The organism is Kordia sp., assembly GCF_045105435.1.
Taxonomy (GTDB): Bacteria; Bacteroidota; Bacteroidia; order Flavobacteriales; family Flavobacteriaceae; genus Kordia.
Window position 1 is genome coordinate 1 of the sequence record NZ_JBGCDL010000059.1, and the last position, 15,443, is coordinate 15,443.

Here is a 15,443-nt window from a genome sequence, read left to right on the forward strand (position 1 = left end):
GGAAAAAGCGCTTGGTTGAACGGAACAGGATTCATCATCAGAGCTGTAATCTATAGTTCTATTTGGATTGCCTACAGTATTATTTCAAGACGTTTATCATCTCGTCAAGATAATTCAGACAATAACAGCAACTTTAAGAAAAACTTCAGATTGGCTGCGGTATTCTTAGTATTATTCCTAATCTCTGAATCTATGATGTCTTGGGATTGGATTATGTCTTTCGATCACCACTGGTTCAGTACATTATTTGGATGGTATGTATTTGCAAGTATGTTTGTATCTGGAATTACGGTAATTGCATTAGTTACAATCTACCTTAAATCAAGAGGATATTTAGAATATGTAAATGATAGCCACTTACACGATTTAGCAAAATTTATGTTCGGTATTAGTATTTTCTGGACGTACTTATGGTTCTCTCAATTCATGTTAATCTGGTATTCAAACATTCCAGAAGAAGTAACATACTTCCTAACAAGAATTGATGATTACAACTTACCCTTCTTTGGAATGTTAGCATTAAACTTAATATTCCCATTACTAATCTTAATGAATAGTGATTACAAGCGATTAAATTGGATTATTGTAATCGCAGGAGTTGTAATTCTATTCGGTCACTATATAGATGTGTTCAACATGGTAATGCCAGCAACGGTAGGACCACACTGGTCACTTGGATTAGCAGAAATAGGAGCAATCCTTCTATTTCTAGGGTTATTCATATTTATAGTGTTTACCGCATTGACAAAGAAACCACTATTGGCAAAACGAAATCCGTTTATTGAAGAAAGTAAACAATTTCATTATTAATTAATTTCAAACAGTATAAAATAAGATGACTACTGGTTTACTAACGTTTATAGTACTTATCCTAATTGCAATCGCAATTTGGCAGCTGACGAAGATATTTGACTTATCACAAGCGAAAGCAGATAACTCTAATACTCAAGTAGCGAACGACAAGGATAATAACATCAATGGATATCTCATGATGGGATTCTTGATGTTCATATATATCATTACGATAGTTTGTTTCTGGAAATGGGGTGATTTGCCACTAATTGGAAATTCAGCTTCTGAACACGGAGAAAGTGTAGATACATTGATGGTAATATCAATGGTATTAATCTTTTTCGTGCAAACAGTAACACAAGCTTTATTACACTACTTTGCCTACAAATATAGAGGTAAACAAGGAAGAAAAGCTTTGTACTATGCCGACAATGATAAATTAGAGTTTATCTGGACAATCATTCCAGTAATTACATTAGCAGGTTTAATTCTTTATGGATTATTTACTTGGAATGAAATTATGGATGTAAACATGGATGATGACCCGATCGTAGTAGAATTATATGCACAACAGTTTAACTGGAAAGCTAGATACGCTGGAGAAGACAATGTTCTTGGAAAAGCAAATGTTCGCTTAATTGACTTAGGTGACAATCCAAACATATTAGGTTTAGACCGAGAAGATAAGTATGCACAAGATGATGTAATTGTACAAGAGCTACATTTACCAGTTGGTAGAAAAGTAGTTTTCAAAATGCGTTCACAAGACGTATTACACTCTGCATATATGCCACACTTTAGAATGCAAATGAACTGTGTTCCTGGACAAACTACTGAATTCGCGATGAAGCCAACGAAAACCACAGCAGAAATGCGTGAAACGTCTAAAATCATCAAAAAGGTGGCTCGTATCAATGGCATCAGAGCTGCGAAAAGTGAAAAACTTGTTGCAGAAGGAAAAGAAGCACTAGCGCCTTACGAGTTTGACTATCTTTTACTTTGTAACAAAATTTGTGGTGAATCTCACTACAACATGCAAATGAAAGTAATCGTAGAAAGCGAAGAAGATTACAACAAGTGGATTGCAGAGCAAGCAACTTTCGGAAAATAAAAAAATAAAAATAAATTAAAAGATATAATATATAGATATGTCAGCAACAGCAGTACACGCAGGAGATCACGGACACGACGATCACGGACATCATCATAAAGAGACATTCATGACTAAATATATATTTAGTCAAGATCACAAAATGATTGCCAAGCAGTATCTAATTACAGGTACTATCATGGGAGTTATAGGTGTTATGATGTCTATATTTTTCCGTATGCAAATTGCATGGCCAAAAGAATCGTTCACAATCTTTGAAATGTTCTTAGGTAATTGGGCTCCGGACGGAGTATTAAGTGCTGATAAATACTTAGCCTTAGTAACCATTCACGGTACTATCATGGTATTCTTTGTACTAACGGCAGGACTAAGTGGTACATTCAGTAACTTATTAATTCCATTGCAAATTGGAGCACGTGATATGGCTTCTGGTTTCTTAAATATGGTGTCATACTGGTTATTCTTCATTTCAAGTGTAATCATGGTATTGTCTTTATTTGTAGAAGGTGGAGCAGCATCAGCAGGTTGGACAATATATCCTCCTTTAAGTGCATTACCTGAAGCAATTCCTGGATCTGGTTTAGGAATGACCTTATGGTTAGTGTCTATGGCTATATTCATTGCATCCTCTTTACTTGGTTCATTGAACTATATTGTAACGGTAATCAACCTTCGTACAAAAGGAATGTCAATGACAAGATTGCCACTAACAATCTGGGCATTCTTTGTAACAGCAATCATTGGTGTTGTGTCGTTCCCAGTATTATTATCAGCAGCATTATTATTAATATTCGATAGAAGTTTTGGAACATCATTCTATCTATCAGATATATTTATACAAGGAGATGTGCTCCATTATCAAGGTGGATCGCCCGTATTATTTGAACACTTATTTTGGTTCTTAGGGCATCCAGAAGTATACATTGTATTACTTCCAGCACTTGGTATCACCTCCGAAGTAATAGCCACGAATTCGCGGAAACCGATTTTCGGATATCGAGCCATGGTGGCCTCAATTCTAGCAATTGCATTCTTATCGACAATTGTTTGGGGGCATCACATGTTTATCTCTGGAATGAATCCATTCCTAGGATCTGTATTTACATTCACAACACTATTAATTGCCATACCGTCAGCGGTAAAAGCATTTAACTATATAACCACACTCTGGAAAGGAAACTTGCAGATGAATCCAGCAATGCTATTCTCTATCGGATTAGTATCTACATTCATCACAGGTGGATTGACAGGAATTATCTTAGGAGATAGTACGCTAGATATCAACGTACATGATACGTATTTCGTAGTAGCGCATTTTCACTTAGTAATGGGTATATCAGCATTGTACGGAATGTTCGCAGGAATTTATCATTGGTTCCCAAAAATGTTTGGTCGAATGATGAACAAAAACTTAGGATACGTTCACTTCTGGGTAACAGCTGTATGTGCCTACGGAGTATTCTTCCCAATGCACTTTATCGGAATGGCTGGATTGCCAAGACGTTACTATACAAACTCAGAATTTCCAGGATTTGATGACCTTGCAGATGTAAATGTGGTAATCACATTATTCGCTATCATTGGTGGAATATTCCAATTAGTATTCTTATACAATTTCTTTAGTAGTATGTTCTACGGAAAGAAAGCGCCTCAAAACCCATGGAGATCAAATACATTAGAGTGGACAACTCCTGTAGAACACATGCATGGAAACTGGCCAGGAGAAATTCCTCATGTACACCGTTGGGCTTACGATTATAGCAAGCCAGGACATGATGATGATTTTGTTCCGCAAACAGTACCAATGAAAGAAGGTGAAGAAGAATTACATCACTAACATCTCCATGAAAATGGAAATCTAAATGAAAATAGAGATCTCATAGGAATTAAAATTTCAAATGAGGAAAAATATAAAAAGAGTCGTTTCTACCAGAAACGACTCTTTTTCATTTACAATGCTACGCAATAATCTCCTTGGTTTCGGCCACTGCTAAACACACAATACGAATTGTATGCAACAATACAATGACAACTATTTGGACAATACACGCCATTACAGTTTTGAGGTACTGGAAATCCAATTCCTCCATGAAGTTCTTGTTGTGCCTTCTTTGATAATGATTTTACTCCGTTTACTTTTAAAATACTTTCTAACATAATTAATAATTTTTTGTTACCTAATAATACGTGAGTTCGATATAAAACTACCTATATGTAATTGATTTTCAGCATTTTAATACATATGTCAAATCGAGCACTATTGAGATTAAAATATATTTTAATTAAAAATACCTAGCGAAGCTATCGAGATTCCATTAAAACGTATAATTTCTTAGTGTTCTCGACTGCGCTCGAACTGACAACTACTTAATTTACAGTGCCTTACTTGTGATACACGAATTTTTTAAGTCGAACTCACGTTAATAATACATTCTAAATCAATCACTATAAAATATTTGATGTTAAATGTGAGAAAATTATTATGTTTTAATTATACTAGCGAGTTACAAGCAACTTCGTTTAAATCATGTCTTTATAAGCTTTTTCTCTTATCTTTGTGATAATGAATGATAATTTAGACCCTACAAATCAGAACTATTCATCTGAGGAATTAGATGTAGAAAAAGCATTGCGTCCGCTATCCTTTGATGACTTTACAGGACAGGATCAAGTATTAGAAAATTTACAAATATTTGTGCAAGCTGCAAATCTTCGTGAAGAAGCATTAGATCATACCTTATTTCATGGACCTCCAGGATTAGGAAAAACCACATTGGCACACATTCTTGCAAGTGAACTTGATGTAAGTATCAAAGTGACATCAGGACCTGTACTAGACAAGCCGGGAGATTTAGCAGGATTATTGACCAATCTTGATGAACGCGATGTTTTATTTATAGACGAAATACACCGTTTAAGCCCAATAGTAGAAGAATACCTCTATTCGGCAATGGAAGATTATAAAATTGATATTATGATTGAATCTGGACCAAACGCAAGAACGGTTCAAATCAATCTAAATCCATTTACATTAGTGGGCGCAACAACGCGTTCCGGATTATTAACGGCGCCAATGCGTGCACGTTTCGGAATTGCAAGCAGATTACAATACTATTCAACAGAATTGTTATCTACCATTGTACAACGTAGCGCACAAATACTAAAAGTGCCAATCAGTATGGAAGCTGCCATTGAAATTGCAGGAAGAAGCCGCGGAACACCACGTATAGCCAATGCATTATTACGTAGAGTGCGTGATTTTGCGCAAATCAAAGGAAATGGTTCCATTGATATAGAAATAGCGCGTTTCAGCTTAAAAGCATTAAATGTGGATACGTATGGTTTGGACGAAATGGACAACAGAATTCTATCTACAATCATTGATAAATTCAAAGGTGGTCCAGTCGGAATCACAACCTTAGCAACTGCTGTTTCAGAAAGTGGCGAAACTATCGAAGAAGTATACGAACCATTTCTCATACAACAAGGTTTCATTATAAGAACACCAAGAGGTAGAGAAGTCACCGAACTTGCCTACAAACATCTTGGAAGAATAAAAGGAGCAACGCAAGGCGGACTTTTCTAGGAATGATAAATGATGAAGTTTAAGAGTTTATGTTTTAATATATAATTGTGTTTTGATTTCGTCATTACGAGGAGTTTGCGACGAAGTAATCTTGTTATAAAAAACAGGTTGCTTCAATTTTTAATCAAAACCTGTCACATCGAGCGCAGTCGAGATGCAAAACCCAACACCCAAAATGTACAAGTATCCAAACACAATCCCATTTTTAAAGCTACTCTTAAAATCAGCGTCGTTGACACGAAATCCGATTCCGTTTCATAAAGATGGTTTTAACAAGCATGGAGATTCATTTGCGATTGCGCCACCATTTTCAAAAAAAGTACTGCTTACACGTGATGCGGAAATTATAAAACACCTGTTGCGAAAAAATCATCGGAACTATCACAAGTCTAAAATTCAAACAAAATTCTTATCAAAATACGTTGGAAAAGGCTTATTAACGTCTAGTGGTGATTATTGGTTAAAACAACGACGACTCATTCAGCCAGCTTTCCACAGAGAAAAATTGCAAAAATTAGTGGCAATAATGGAAGGTACTATCGATGCGCAAATCGAAAACATTCCGGAAAACAAAACCATCGATTCATATCAAATTATGAACGAACTAGCGTTTCACGTCGTAGCAAAATCGTTATTCAATTACTCTTCTGATGAAAATACAATGCATCGTTTGCAAGAAATTATAGAAACCTTACAAGATTTCATCATTCGAGAAATACGACAACCGCATAAAAAATGGTGGTATCAAATCAGCGGTTTGGTCAAAAAACACATGGTGCTTGTCAAAGAAAGTCGCGACATTATCAACAAGGTAATTGACGAACGTCGCGCTTCAAAAGGTGAACATGACGATTTATTAGACATGTTGCTCAAAGCAAAATACGAAGACGATGGCACTTCAATGACTAACGAACAACTCATTGACGAAATCTTAATATTCTTTGTGGCAGGACATGAAACTTCGGCAAATGCACTCACATTTACGTTTCAACTCATTGCACAACATCCAGAAATCTATAAAAAAGTAACTGCTGAAATTGACGCGATTGATGACAGCTTACCGCCGATGGAAAAATTGGCAAAACTCAACTATGTAAAAAACTGTGTGGAAGAATCCATGCGATTGTATCCGCCAGCTTGGATTACGGACAGAGTTGCCATTGAAGACGATTCGTTTGCAGGTTTCAATATTGAAAAAGGAACCATGATCGGAATTTCGTTTTACGAATTACATCGAAACTCAGCATACTGGGAAAACCCGAACGATTTTGTGCCAGAACGTTTCTCTGATGAAAACCGAAAAAAGACAGCAGGACATTACTTTCCGTTTGGCGCAGGACCAAGAATGTGTATCGGAAATGGATTTGCACTTTATGAAATGATGTTGACCGTGTATGCAATGTTGAAAAAATATCACATTGAAACCAATCAAAACACTATAGAAATTGGTCCATTAATCACGTTAAAACCGATCAATCTTAGATTAAAATTCAATAAAAGAACTGCTTGAATTCGACACAAAAATATACAGAACTGATCAAAGCTGAGGCAAAACGCTTGGGATTTTTGTCGTGCGGAATCTCAAAAGCAGGATTCTTAGAAGAAGAAGCACCACGATTAGAAACTTGGCTCAGCAACAATATGCATGGCGAAATGAGCTATATGGAAAATCATTTCGACAAGCGACTCGATCCAACGAAATTGGTTGCCGATTCCAAATCGGTCGTTTCGTTGCTCTTAAACTACTATCCATCTGACATTCAAAAAGATGCAGCAGCGCCAAAACTTTCTAAATACGCGTACGGAACCGATTATCACTTTGTCATAAAAGATAAATTAAAACACTTGCTAAACTTCATTCAAGATGAAATTGGAGATGTTTCTGGAAGAGCATTTGTGGATTCAGCGCCCGTTTTAGACAAAGCTTGGGCGGCAAAAAGTGGTTTGGGCTGGATTGGAAAGCACAGCAATCTGCTTACGCAAAAAGTGGGTTCGTTCTATTTTATTGCAGAATTAATTATCGATTTGGAACTCGATTACGATTCGCCAGTTACAGATCATTGCGGAAGTTGTACTGCCTGTATAGATGCGTGTCCGACACAAGCAATTGTTGATCCGTATGTGGTTGATGGAAGCAAATGCATCTCGTATTTTACCATCGAACTAAAAAATGAAATTCCAACACACGTACAAGGACAATTTGACGATTGGATGTTTGGCTGCGATATCTGCCAAGATGTATGTCCGTGGAATCGTTTCTCGAAACCGCATAACGAACCTTTATTCAATCCGCATCCAGAATTGCTTTCGATGACCAAAAAAGAGTGGGAAGAAATTACACAAGAAGTATTTAGTGAAATCTTTCGGAAATCTGCTGTAAAGCGAACGAAGTATACAGGTTTGATGCGGAATATTCAATTTTTAAAAACAGAAGAATAAATTTGGAATAAAATGGCACAAACAATTACTAACATTGTCAACTATGTTGCAGAAAACTTCTTATTCATCTTTGGAATATACTCTATTATCTTTTTTATCTTATATCATTACAGAAGCGATAAAAAAATATTAAAAGCATTTGATAAAACAGCAATAAGCGTCGTTATTTGGACGGGAACGATCTGGATTCTTTTAAAAATTTCGGCACTAATTATGATTATATTTCAAGCGAAAATGGACGACAATACAGGGACATTTTCACAAAATTTATATTGGCTTTTAGATAAAGTGTGGTTACAAATCCTTTTCTGGATCATCTTACCACATTTGTTACGAATAAAATTCATAAATCGTTACCTGCTTCCAAGAATGATAATTGCATTCTTCTATGCGTTTAGTTTTGAAAGAATATCACAACTTTTAATTGATTTTCATCGAGACTATCTTCCAAGTAGCTTACAGATGAATATTGAAATTTGGGAACTCATTCCAGTATTACTTCTTAAAACACTTATTTTTACTATTATTATCGGTGTTTTTTACTATATAAAACGCTTTTTATATGGAGAAGAAGAGGTTGTCTGAAAAGTTTCAAAAGTCGTCATTCTGGACTTGATCCAGAATCTCATAAAGCTGATTTTCAACTCTTATGCGAAACCGAATCAAGTTCGGTTTGACGAAATTATGACTTTTTAGACAGCCTCTATATATTTGTGTCTATAAGAATAAATGGCTACTCTTCTTTTAACTTCTCTTTCAATACATTCAGTTGCTTTTGAAGCTGAATTACATACAAAGTCAGCTCTTCAATCTTCTCTTGCTGTTTTGTAGTAATATCTCCAAGTTCTAAACCTTGCGCTTCCACAGTTTCCGCAGAAGGAATATTTGGTAAATGCCCGTTTTTTTCAATAAAATCGGCTACTTCATGGATGCTTAAAAGGTTGTAACCTTTCTCAAAAACATAATCAGCCCAACCTGTGCGCACGCGAATTTCTTCTGAAATTGTACCGCCTTTTACAAACATGCTGTACGCGCTCAAATCTAATCCGCCTAAAGAAGTAATTAAGTTTTTAGTATTAATTCCAATCTTATCAGAAGAAAAATCTCCATAAATTAAAGGAATCACACTGTAATTATTATCAATATGTAACTTGTGACTTCCTGTTTCATTTCTTCCAGATCCATGACCGATAAAAACATTGTCAGAACCTGTAATATTTTGAAGTCCAGCATCTTTTCCTATAAATACATTTCTGCTTCCAGTTGTATTGTAGTAGCCAGCATAAAAGCCAAGATATACGTTGCTACCACCGCTTGTATTACTATATCCAGCTGACGAGCCTAAAAACGTATTTCTTGTTCCTGTACTATTAAAACCGGCTTTACTTCCCATATATGTATTACGTATACCAGTCGTATTATTTTTTCCAGCAGAAAAACCGGCAAAAGTATTTTCATCTCCATTAGTGGTTGTATTTTCTCCAGCAGAAACTCCATAATTTACATTTTCAGTTCCACCTGTACCTGAGTTATTTCCATAATTTGTATTCTGAGCAGCTACAGGAAGCGCAACAGCAACTAAAAGGGACAACAATAAAGTTTTGCTTGTAATTATATTTAAAATTTTCATCTGTATATTTTTAATGTTTATTAGACGTTTTTTTAGCGGCTTTCTTTGCTGCTATTTCAGCTTTAATAGCTTGCAATTGCTCGTTAAGATCAATAATATAAAGTGTCAACTCTTCAATTTTTTCTTGTTGTACTCTTTTAATATCGCCTAGTTCAATTCCTGTTTTTTGTACAGTTTCCGCTGATGGAACATTTGGTAAATGACCGTTTTTCTCAATAAATTGCTCCACATCTTTAAGAGACATAAGTTTGTAATCGTCTTCAAAAACATAATCTGCCCAACCTGGTTGTGCACGAAGTTGCTCTGTAATTAATCCGCCTTTTACATATAAACTATAAGTGCTTAAATCTTCACCATTCAAGTTATTAGGTAAATTCTTAGTGTTGATTCCTAATTTATCCGCAGCAAAATCACCGTAAATTAAAGATGTTGTCAAATGATTATTATCAATCATAAGTATATTGTTATAAGGGCTTGCGCCTCCTATATAGTTTCCTACAGCATAGCCAATAAATACATTTCCTGCTGTATTTCCTGCTGTCCCACTTCCTGTTCTGTCGCCTATAAAGACATTGTTATCTGAGTAGCCTAAAGTGTTACAAGAGCTACAATTTCCGATAAAAACATTTTTGCTTCCTTGTGAGAGCCAATTTCCTGTATCAGTGCCAAAAAATACATTTCTTGAGCCTACAAAACCACTCTCTGAACCGATAGAAGTGTTTGTGTTTATGGTATTTTGATTACTATTAGTACTTCTAATCCTGTATCCCATGGCAACATTATTATTCCCGCCATTTGTTGATATGATGTCTCCAAACAAAGAATTGTTTGATCCAGTAGCGTATGTTTGTGCGCCATAAGCGGTTGATGTTTGTGCTAATACTTCTGTAAAACTGAACATGTATAGCAAGCAGCATAGCATATAAAAGCTATTTTTTCTATATAAAAATTTCATGATGTTTAAAATTTATTCCTTACTCTTTTAATGAGGCTTTTCAGGTTTCGCCTAATTTTTTTTCAGACTTGCGTAATGAAGTCTAGTAATGATAAAATCGAAAAACTTAATTTTTAATCAGCTTTCGCGTGAATGATTTCCCACCTTTATCTTCGTACACTTTCACCACATAAATTCCTTTTGGAAATGAAGAAATATCTATGGAAATTCGTGAAGCATCTTTCTGTTGAATTCTTTTTGAATATAACATCGCAGAAGAATTTATTGCGTACACTTCTACGCTTACATTAGAATTCCATACGTTATCAGTCAATGAAATATTTACAGACTTCACTGCCGGATTTGGGTACAATTGAAACTCTTTATCATCTGCGGTAAACATTTGTGGAGTTGTTTTACTTGCTCTTTTGCCCGTTATCGGAACCGAAAGAAACAATATGCCGCCATTTTCTACGGTAAATCCGTCTTTTAAAGTAGTTCCTGTAGCATAATAATTACCAATACCACCAGAAAAAATAGTATTGACAGCAATAATATTTCCTGTTGTGGCTGCGGTGTCAAAATTATCAGCATAAACGTCATTTTGAATGTACAAATCGTACTCAACAGGATTAAACTGTGCTTGGCAATTGTAAGTAGCTAAAAAATATAAGCTTACGGTTGCTATAAAATATAGAGTGTTTTTCATGATCTTACTTGTTTGTTTCTAGTTCTTTATTAATGGCATCAATCTCTTTCTGAATTTCAATAACATACAACATGAGTTCTTCAATCTTTTCTTGTTGTCTCTTTGTCATATCAGCAAGTTCAATACCTTCTGCCGCTACTACTTTTGCAGATGGAATATTTGGTAAATGACCATTTGTAGCTATAAAATTAGCTACCTTTTCTAGTGATAGTAACTTATAATCTTTCTCAAAAACATAATCAGCCCAACCAGTTTCAATATGTACTTCCTCGGTTAAAATCCCACCTTTTACATACAAACTATACGCGGACAAATCTGCGCCTCCCAATTGATTGATTAAATTATTGGTGTTAATTCCAACTTTTCTAGAGCTAAAATCACCATAAATTAAAGGTGTAGCTGTATTGCTGTTGTCAATGTAGAGTTTGTTATTTCCACTTTCACTCGCTCCAGCGGAATGTCCTAGAAATATATTTCCAAATCCGTTATTGCTAGAACCTGCGCCATCTCCTATAAGTACGTTTTTTGATTGTTTGTTTGCATATCCTGCGGCAAATCCGATATAAAGATTGTCGTTTCCAGAAACATTTTGAAATCCAGCAGTAGCGCCTAAAAAACTATTTTTTGAACCAGCTTGTAAATAATAAGCTGAATACGATCCTGCGGAAACATTAAAATCTCCAAAAGCCAAACGTCCAGCTCTAGCGCCAATGTATGTATTGTCGTCGCCAGCAGTTCCCTGAACGTTACCAGCAATATATCCAAAATTAGAATTTCTATTTCCGTTCTGCCCAGCACCTTGGCCGTAATGAGTAGTATTAACTTGTGCAGTTACAAAAGCCGTTGAAAGCAAGCAATAACAACAGGCAACTGCTAATAATGATATTTTTTTCATGAATAAAAGTTTAAATTGATTTTTAAATGATTACTACTAATTTGCTTTTTAAAATGAATTGTTTTTAAAAGCAGCAAATTCCATGGAGGTTTTTCGGTGTTCTTTTCGGTCATAATGTTTTTGTTTAAAAAATTACTAATACCTCAAAGTTGTTGATTAATAGTGGGCTAACAAACAAAAGCTATTGATGGTTTATGAAAACACAACAATTTGTATAAGAAAATACGACAATAACAGGAATATGTGATTGAAAAAAGAAACAACATTAAATTTTTTCCTTTGCACACTTACTTTTAAATTTGCAAATTCATACTGTCTGCAATTGACAATAAGTCAAAAAAGACAAAATATATAGGTACATGAGTAAAAGCAACCAAGAACGCATACGAAGAGAAGCACTGATTTATCACGCAAAACCTACACCTGGAAAAATAAAGGTAGTTCCCACAAAAAGATATTCAACACAACGTGACTTGTCTCTGGCGTATTCTCCGGGAGTTGCTGAACCTTGTTTAGAAATTGCAAAAGACAAATCAAACGTTTACAAATACACAACGAAAGGAAACTTAGTTGCGGTAATTACGAACGGAACAGCTGTTTTAGGTTTGGGCGATATTGGCCCAGAAGCTTCTAAACCTGTAATGGAAGGTAAAGGGTTGCTCTTTAAAATCTTTGCCGATATTGATGTGTTTGATATCGAAGTAGACACAAAAGACATAGATAAGTTTATAGAAACAGTAAAAAATATTGCGCCAACGTTTGGAGGTATCAATCTGGAAGACATAAAAGCGCCAGAAGCTTTTGAAATAGAACGCAGACTTATAGAAGAACTAGATATTCCTGTAATGCATGACGATCAGCATGGAACGGCAATTATTTCTTCGGCAGCACTTATAAATGCGTTAGAACTCACAGAAAAAAATATAGAAGAAATACGTATTGTAGTATCGGGCGCAGGTTCGGCAGCAATTTCATGTATGAACTTATATGTAGCATTGGGCGCAAAATTGGAAAACATTGCTATGTTTGATATTGATGGTTTATTGCACTCAGGTCGAACAGACTTATCACCAATGCAAGCACGTTTTAGAACGTCAAAACACTATGATTCACTTGCGGATGCTATGAAAAATGCAGATGTGTTTTTAGGACTTTCTGTTGGGAATATTGTGTCGAAAGATATGTTGCGTAGTATGGCAAACAATCCAATTGTATTTGCTATGGCGAATCCGACACCAGAAATATCCTATGAAGAGGCCATTGCTTCGCGTGAAGATATCATCATGGCAACAGGTCGATCAGATCATCCAAATCAGGTAAACAATGTGCTTGGTTTTCCATTCATATTTCGTGGTGCCTTAGATGTACGCGCTACAAAAATTAACGAAGAAATGAAAATGGCAGCTGTAAAAGCAATTGCAGCATTAGCCAAAGAACCAGTTCCAGAGCAAGTAAATATTGCCTATGCAGAAACAAAACTGACGTTCGGGAAAGAATACATCATTCCAAAACCATTTGATCCAAGACTCATTGCTAAAATTCCACCAGCCATTGCAAAAGCGGCAATGGATTCAGGAGTAGCAACAGAACCTATTGACGATTGGGCGCGTTATGAAGATGAACTTTTACACAGACTTGGAGCAGACAATAAAATCATCCGATTATTGCATAAAAGAGCACGAACCAATCCGAAACGAATTGTATTTGCAGAAGCCGATCACTTAGATGTCTTAAAAGCGGCACAATATGTATATGACGAACGCATTGCAATTCCGATTCTTTTAGGAAATGAAAAACTCATTCACGAACTCAGAGACGAATTAGAATTTGATGGAGATGTAGAAATCATCGATCCTAAAAGTGATGAACAAGCAGACAGACGTGAAAAATTTGCAAAAGTCTATTGGGAATCAAGAAAACGTAAAGGAGTTTCTAAATTTGATTCACAAAAGAAAATGCGTGAGCGTAACTATTTTGCAGCAATGTTGGTAAATGATGGCTATGCTGACGGATTAATTTCAGGATACTCCAGAAGTTACCCAACGGTTGTAAAACCAATGTTAGAACTTATTGGAACTGCAAAAGGCGTACGAAAAGCAGCTACTACAAACTTAATGATTACGGAGCGCGGGCCTATATTCCTGTCAGATACATCTATAAATATTGATCCGTCTGCGCGCGATTTGGCTAAAATTGCACAAATGACAGCGCTTACGGTAAAAATGTTTGGATTAGAACCAAATATTGCGATGTTGTCCTATTCAAACTTTGGTTCGTCGGAACATGAAAAAGCAAAAAAAGTAGGCGAAGCGGTAGAATATTTACACAGATATTATCCTGATATCAATGTAGATGGTGCAGTACAATCTGATTTTGCATTAAACAAAGAAATGCTCTCACAAACATTTCCATTCTCAAAACTAGCAGGAAAAGAAGTAAACACGCTTGTTTTTCCAAACCTAGATTCGGCAAATATTACTTACAAGCTTATGAAAGAGCTAAACAAAGCCGATTCTATTGGGCCAATTATGCTTGGAATGCGAAAACCAGTACACATTTTACAATTGGGTGCTAGTGTAAATGAAATCATCAATATGGCGGCTGTTGCAGTAGTAGATTCGCAAGAAAAAGAAAAGTGGCGACTCCGAAAAGAAGAAGCGTAAACAGCACTAGTATATCATATTAGTATATTAATGGTACAAATGGTTAAATAAATGTGAATAAATTTATTACATTTGGGACTTTAACTAGCAGCTAATAAATGATTACGCACGTACAAGGGAAGCTCGTAGAGAAGAATCCAACAGATGTAGTGATAGAATGTAATGGAGTCGGATACTTTATAAATATCTCTTTAACAACCTATACACAACTTCCAAATCAAGAAAATATAAAGTTATTTACGCACCTTCATGTTCGTGAAGACGCGCAAACTTTATATGGTTTTTTTCAAAAATCAGAACGCGCCGTATTTCGTTTGCTAATTTCAGTTTCTGGAATAGGAACAAGTACAGCACGCACCATGTTGTCTTCTTTAACTTCCGAGCAAACATGTGAAGCAATTGCAAGCGGAGATGTAGCAACAATTCAAAGTGTAAAAGGAATTGGAGCAAAAACCGCACAACGAGTAATCATCGAATTAAAGGATAAAGTCTTAAAATTATACGATCTTGACGAAGTTTCAATGTCTCAAAGCAATACAAACAAAGAAGAAACGTTATCTGCTTTGGAAGTATTAGGTTACACAAGAAAGCAATCTGAAAAAGTACTCGATAAAATAATTAAAGAAATGCCAAACGGAAGTGTAGAAGAATTGATCAAAATGGCATTAAAAAACTTATAATTAC

13 protein-coding genes and 1 pseudogene are annotated in these 15,443 nt (G+C 35.5%); 9 read left to right on the forward strand and 5 right to left on the reverse strand.

Going from position 1 to position 15,443, the window contains the following annotated elements; all coding sequences use genetic code 11:
• The 3 genes and pseudogenes from AB8B65_RS02720 to AB8B65_RS02730 form a co-directional block, all read left to right on the forward strand.
• Positions 1-810: pseudogene (locus AB8B65_RS02720) on the forward strand (quinol:cytochrome C oxidoreductase); the annotation flags it as partial.
• 25 nt (positions 811-835) lie between these two features.
• On the forward strand, positions 836-1,903 hold the full coding sequence (locus tag AB8B65_RS02725) for a cytochrome c oxidase subunit II (RefSeq protein WP_405299306.1): 1,068 nt from the start codon (positions 836-838) through the stop codon (positions 1,901-1,903).
• 37 nt (positions 1,904-1,940) lie between these two features.
• Positions 1,941-3,740, forward strand: coding sequence for a cbb3-type cytochrome c oxidase subunit I (locus AB8B65_RS02730; RefSeq protein ID WP_405299308.1), 1,800 nt, complete (start codon positions 1,941-1,943; stop codon positions 3,738-3,740).
• 113 nt (positions 3,741-3,853) lie between these two features.
• Here AB8B65_RS02730 and AB8B65_RS02735 read toward each other — a convergent pair whose 3' ends face one another.
• Positions 3,854-4,060 carry a hypothetical protein gene (locus AB8B65_RS02735; protein WP_405299310.1) on the reverse strand — a complete coding sequence of 69 codons (207 nt, stop codon included), beginning with the start codon at positions 4,058-4,060 and terminating at the stop codon, positions 3,854-3,856.
• Positions 4,061-4,466: 406 nt separating this feature from the next.
• Between AB8B65_RS02735 and ruvB the strand changes: the two genes are divergently transcribed.
• The 4 genes from ruvB (at position 4,467) to AB8B65_RS02755 (ending at position 8,513) form a co-directional block, all read left to right on the forward strand.
• Positions 4,467-5,489, forward strand: coding sequence for a Holliday junction branch migration DNA helicase RuvB (gene ruvB, locus AB8B65_RS02740; protein WP_405299311.1), 1,023 nt, complete (start codon positions 4,467-4,469; stop codon positions 5,487-5,489).
• A 175-nt stretch (positions 5,490-5,664) separates the two neighbouring features.
• The gene (locus AB8B65_RS02745) at positions 5,665-6,999 is read left to right on the forward strand and encodes a cytochrome P450 (RefSeq protein ID WP_405299312.1); all 1,335 of its coding nucleotides are present in this window, start codon (positions 5,665-5,667) and stop codon (positions 6,997-6,999) included.
• Entirely contained in the window at positions 6,996-7,928 is a 933-nt protein-coding gene (queG, locus tag AB8B65_RS02750; protein ID WP_405299314.1) for a tRNA epoxyqueuosine(34) reductase QueG, read from the forward strand. Before AB8B65_RS02745 ends, queG begins: the two co-directional genes overlap by 4 nt.
• A gap of 12 nt (positions 7,929-7,940) precedes the next feature.
• On the forward strand, positions 7,941-8,513 hold the full coding sequence (locus tag AB8B65_RS02755; RefSeq protein ID WP_405299316.1) for a hypothetical protein: 573 nt from the start codon (positions 7,941-7,943) through the stop codon (positions 8,511-8,513).
• Positions 8,514-8,661: 148 nt separating this feature from the next.
• Here the strand turns inward: AB8B65_RS02755 and AB8B65_RS02760 are convergent, their stop codons facing one another.
• The 4 genes from AB8B65_RS02760 to AB8B65_RS02775 form a co-directional block, all read right to left on the reverse strand.
• A complete protein-coding gene (locus tag AB8B65_RS02760) occupies positions 8,662-9,558 on the reverse strand; it encodes a hypothetical protein (protein ID WP_405299317.1) in 897 nt (298 codons plus the stop codon).
• A gap of 10 nt (positions 9,559-9,568) precedes the next feature.
• A complete protein-coding gene (locus tag AB8B65_RS02765; RefSeq protein WP_405299318.1) occupies positions 9,569-10,513 on the reverse strand; it encodes a hypothetical protein in 945 nt (314 codons plus the stop codon).
• Between the two features lie 106 nt (positions 10,514-10,619).
• Entirely contained in the window at positions 10,620-11,201 is a 582-nt protein-coding gene (locus AB8B65_RS02770; RefSeq protein ID WP_405299320.1) for a T9SS type A sorting domain-containing protein, read from the reverse strand.
• Positions 11,202-11,205: 4 nt separating this feature from the next.
• The gene (locus AB8B65_RS02775) at positions 11,206-12,096 is read right to left on the reverse strand and encodes a hypothetical protein (protein ID WP_405299322.1); all 891 of its coding nucleotides are present in this window, start codon (positions 12,094-12,096) and stop codon (positions 11,206-11,208) included.
• Positions 12,097-12,455: 359 nt separating this feature from the next.
• Between AB8B65_RS02775 and AB8B65_RS02780 the strand changes: the two genes are divergently transcribed.
• Both AB8B65_RS02780 and ruvA read left to right on the forward strand, forming a co-directional pair.
• Positions 12,456-14,759 (forward strand): NADP-dependent malic enzyme, encoded by a 2,304-nt coding sequence (locus tag AB8B65_RS02780; protein WP_405299324.1) that lies wholly within the window; start codon positions 12,456-12,458, stop codon positions 14,757-14,759.
• A gap of 98 nt (positions 14,760-14,857) precedes the next feature.
• Complete coding sequence (gene ruvA, locus AB8B65_RS02785; RefSeq protein WP_405299325.1) at positions 14,858-15,439, forward strand: Holliday junction branch migration protein RuvA; 582 nt, start codon at positions 14,858-14,860, stop codon at positions 15,437-15,439.
• Positions 15,440-15,443: the final 4 nt, after the last annotated feature.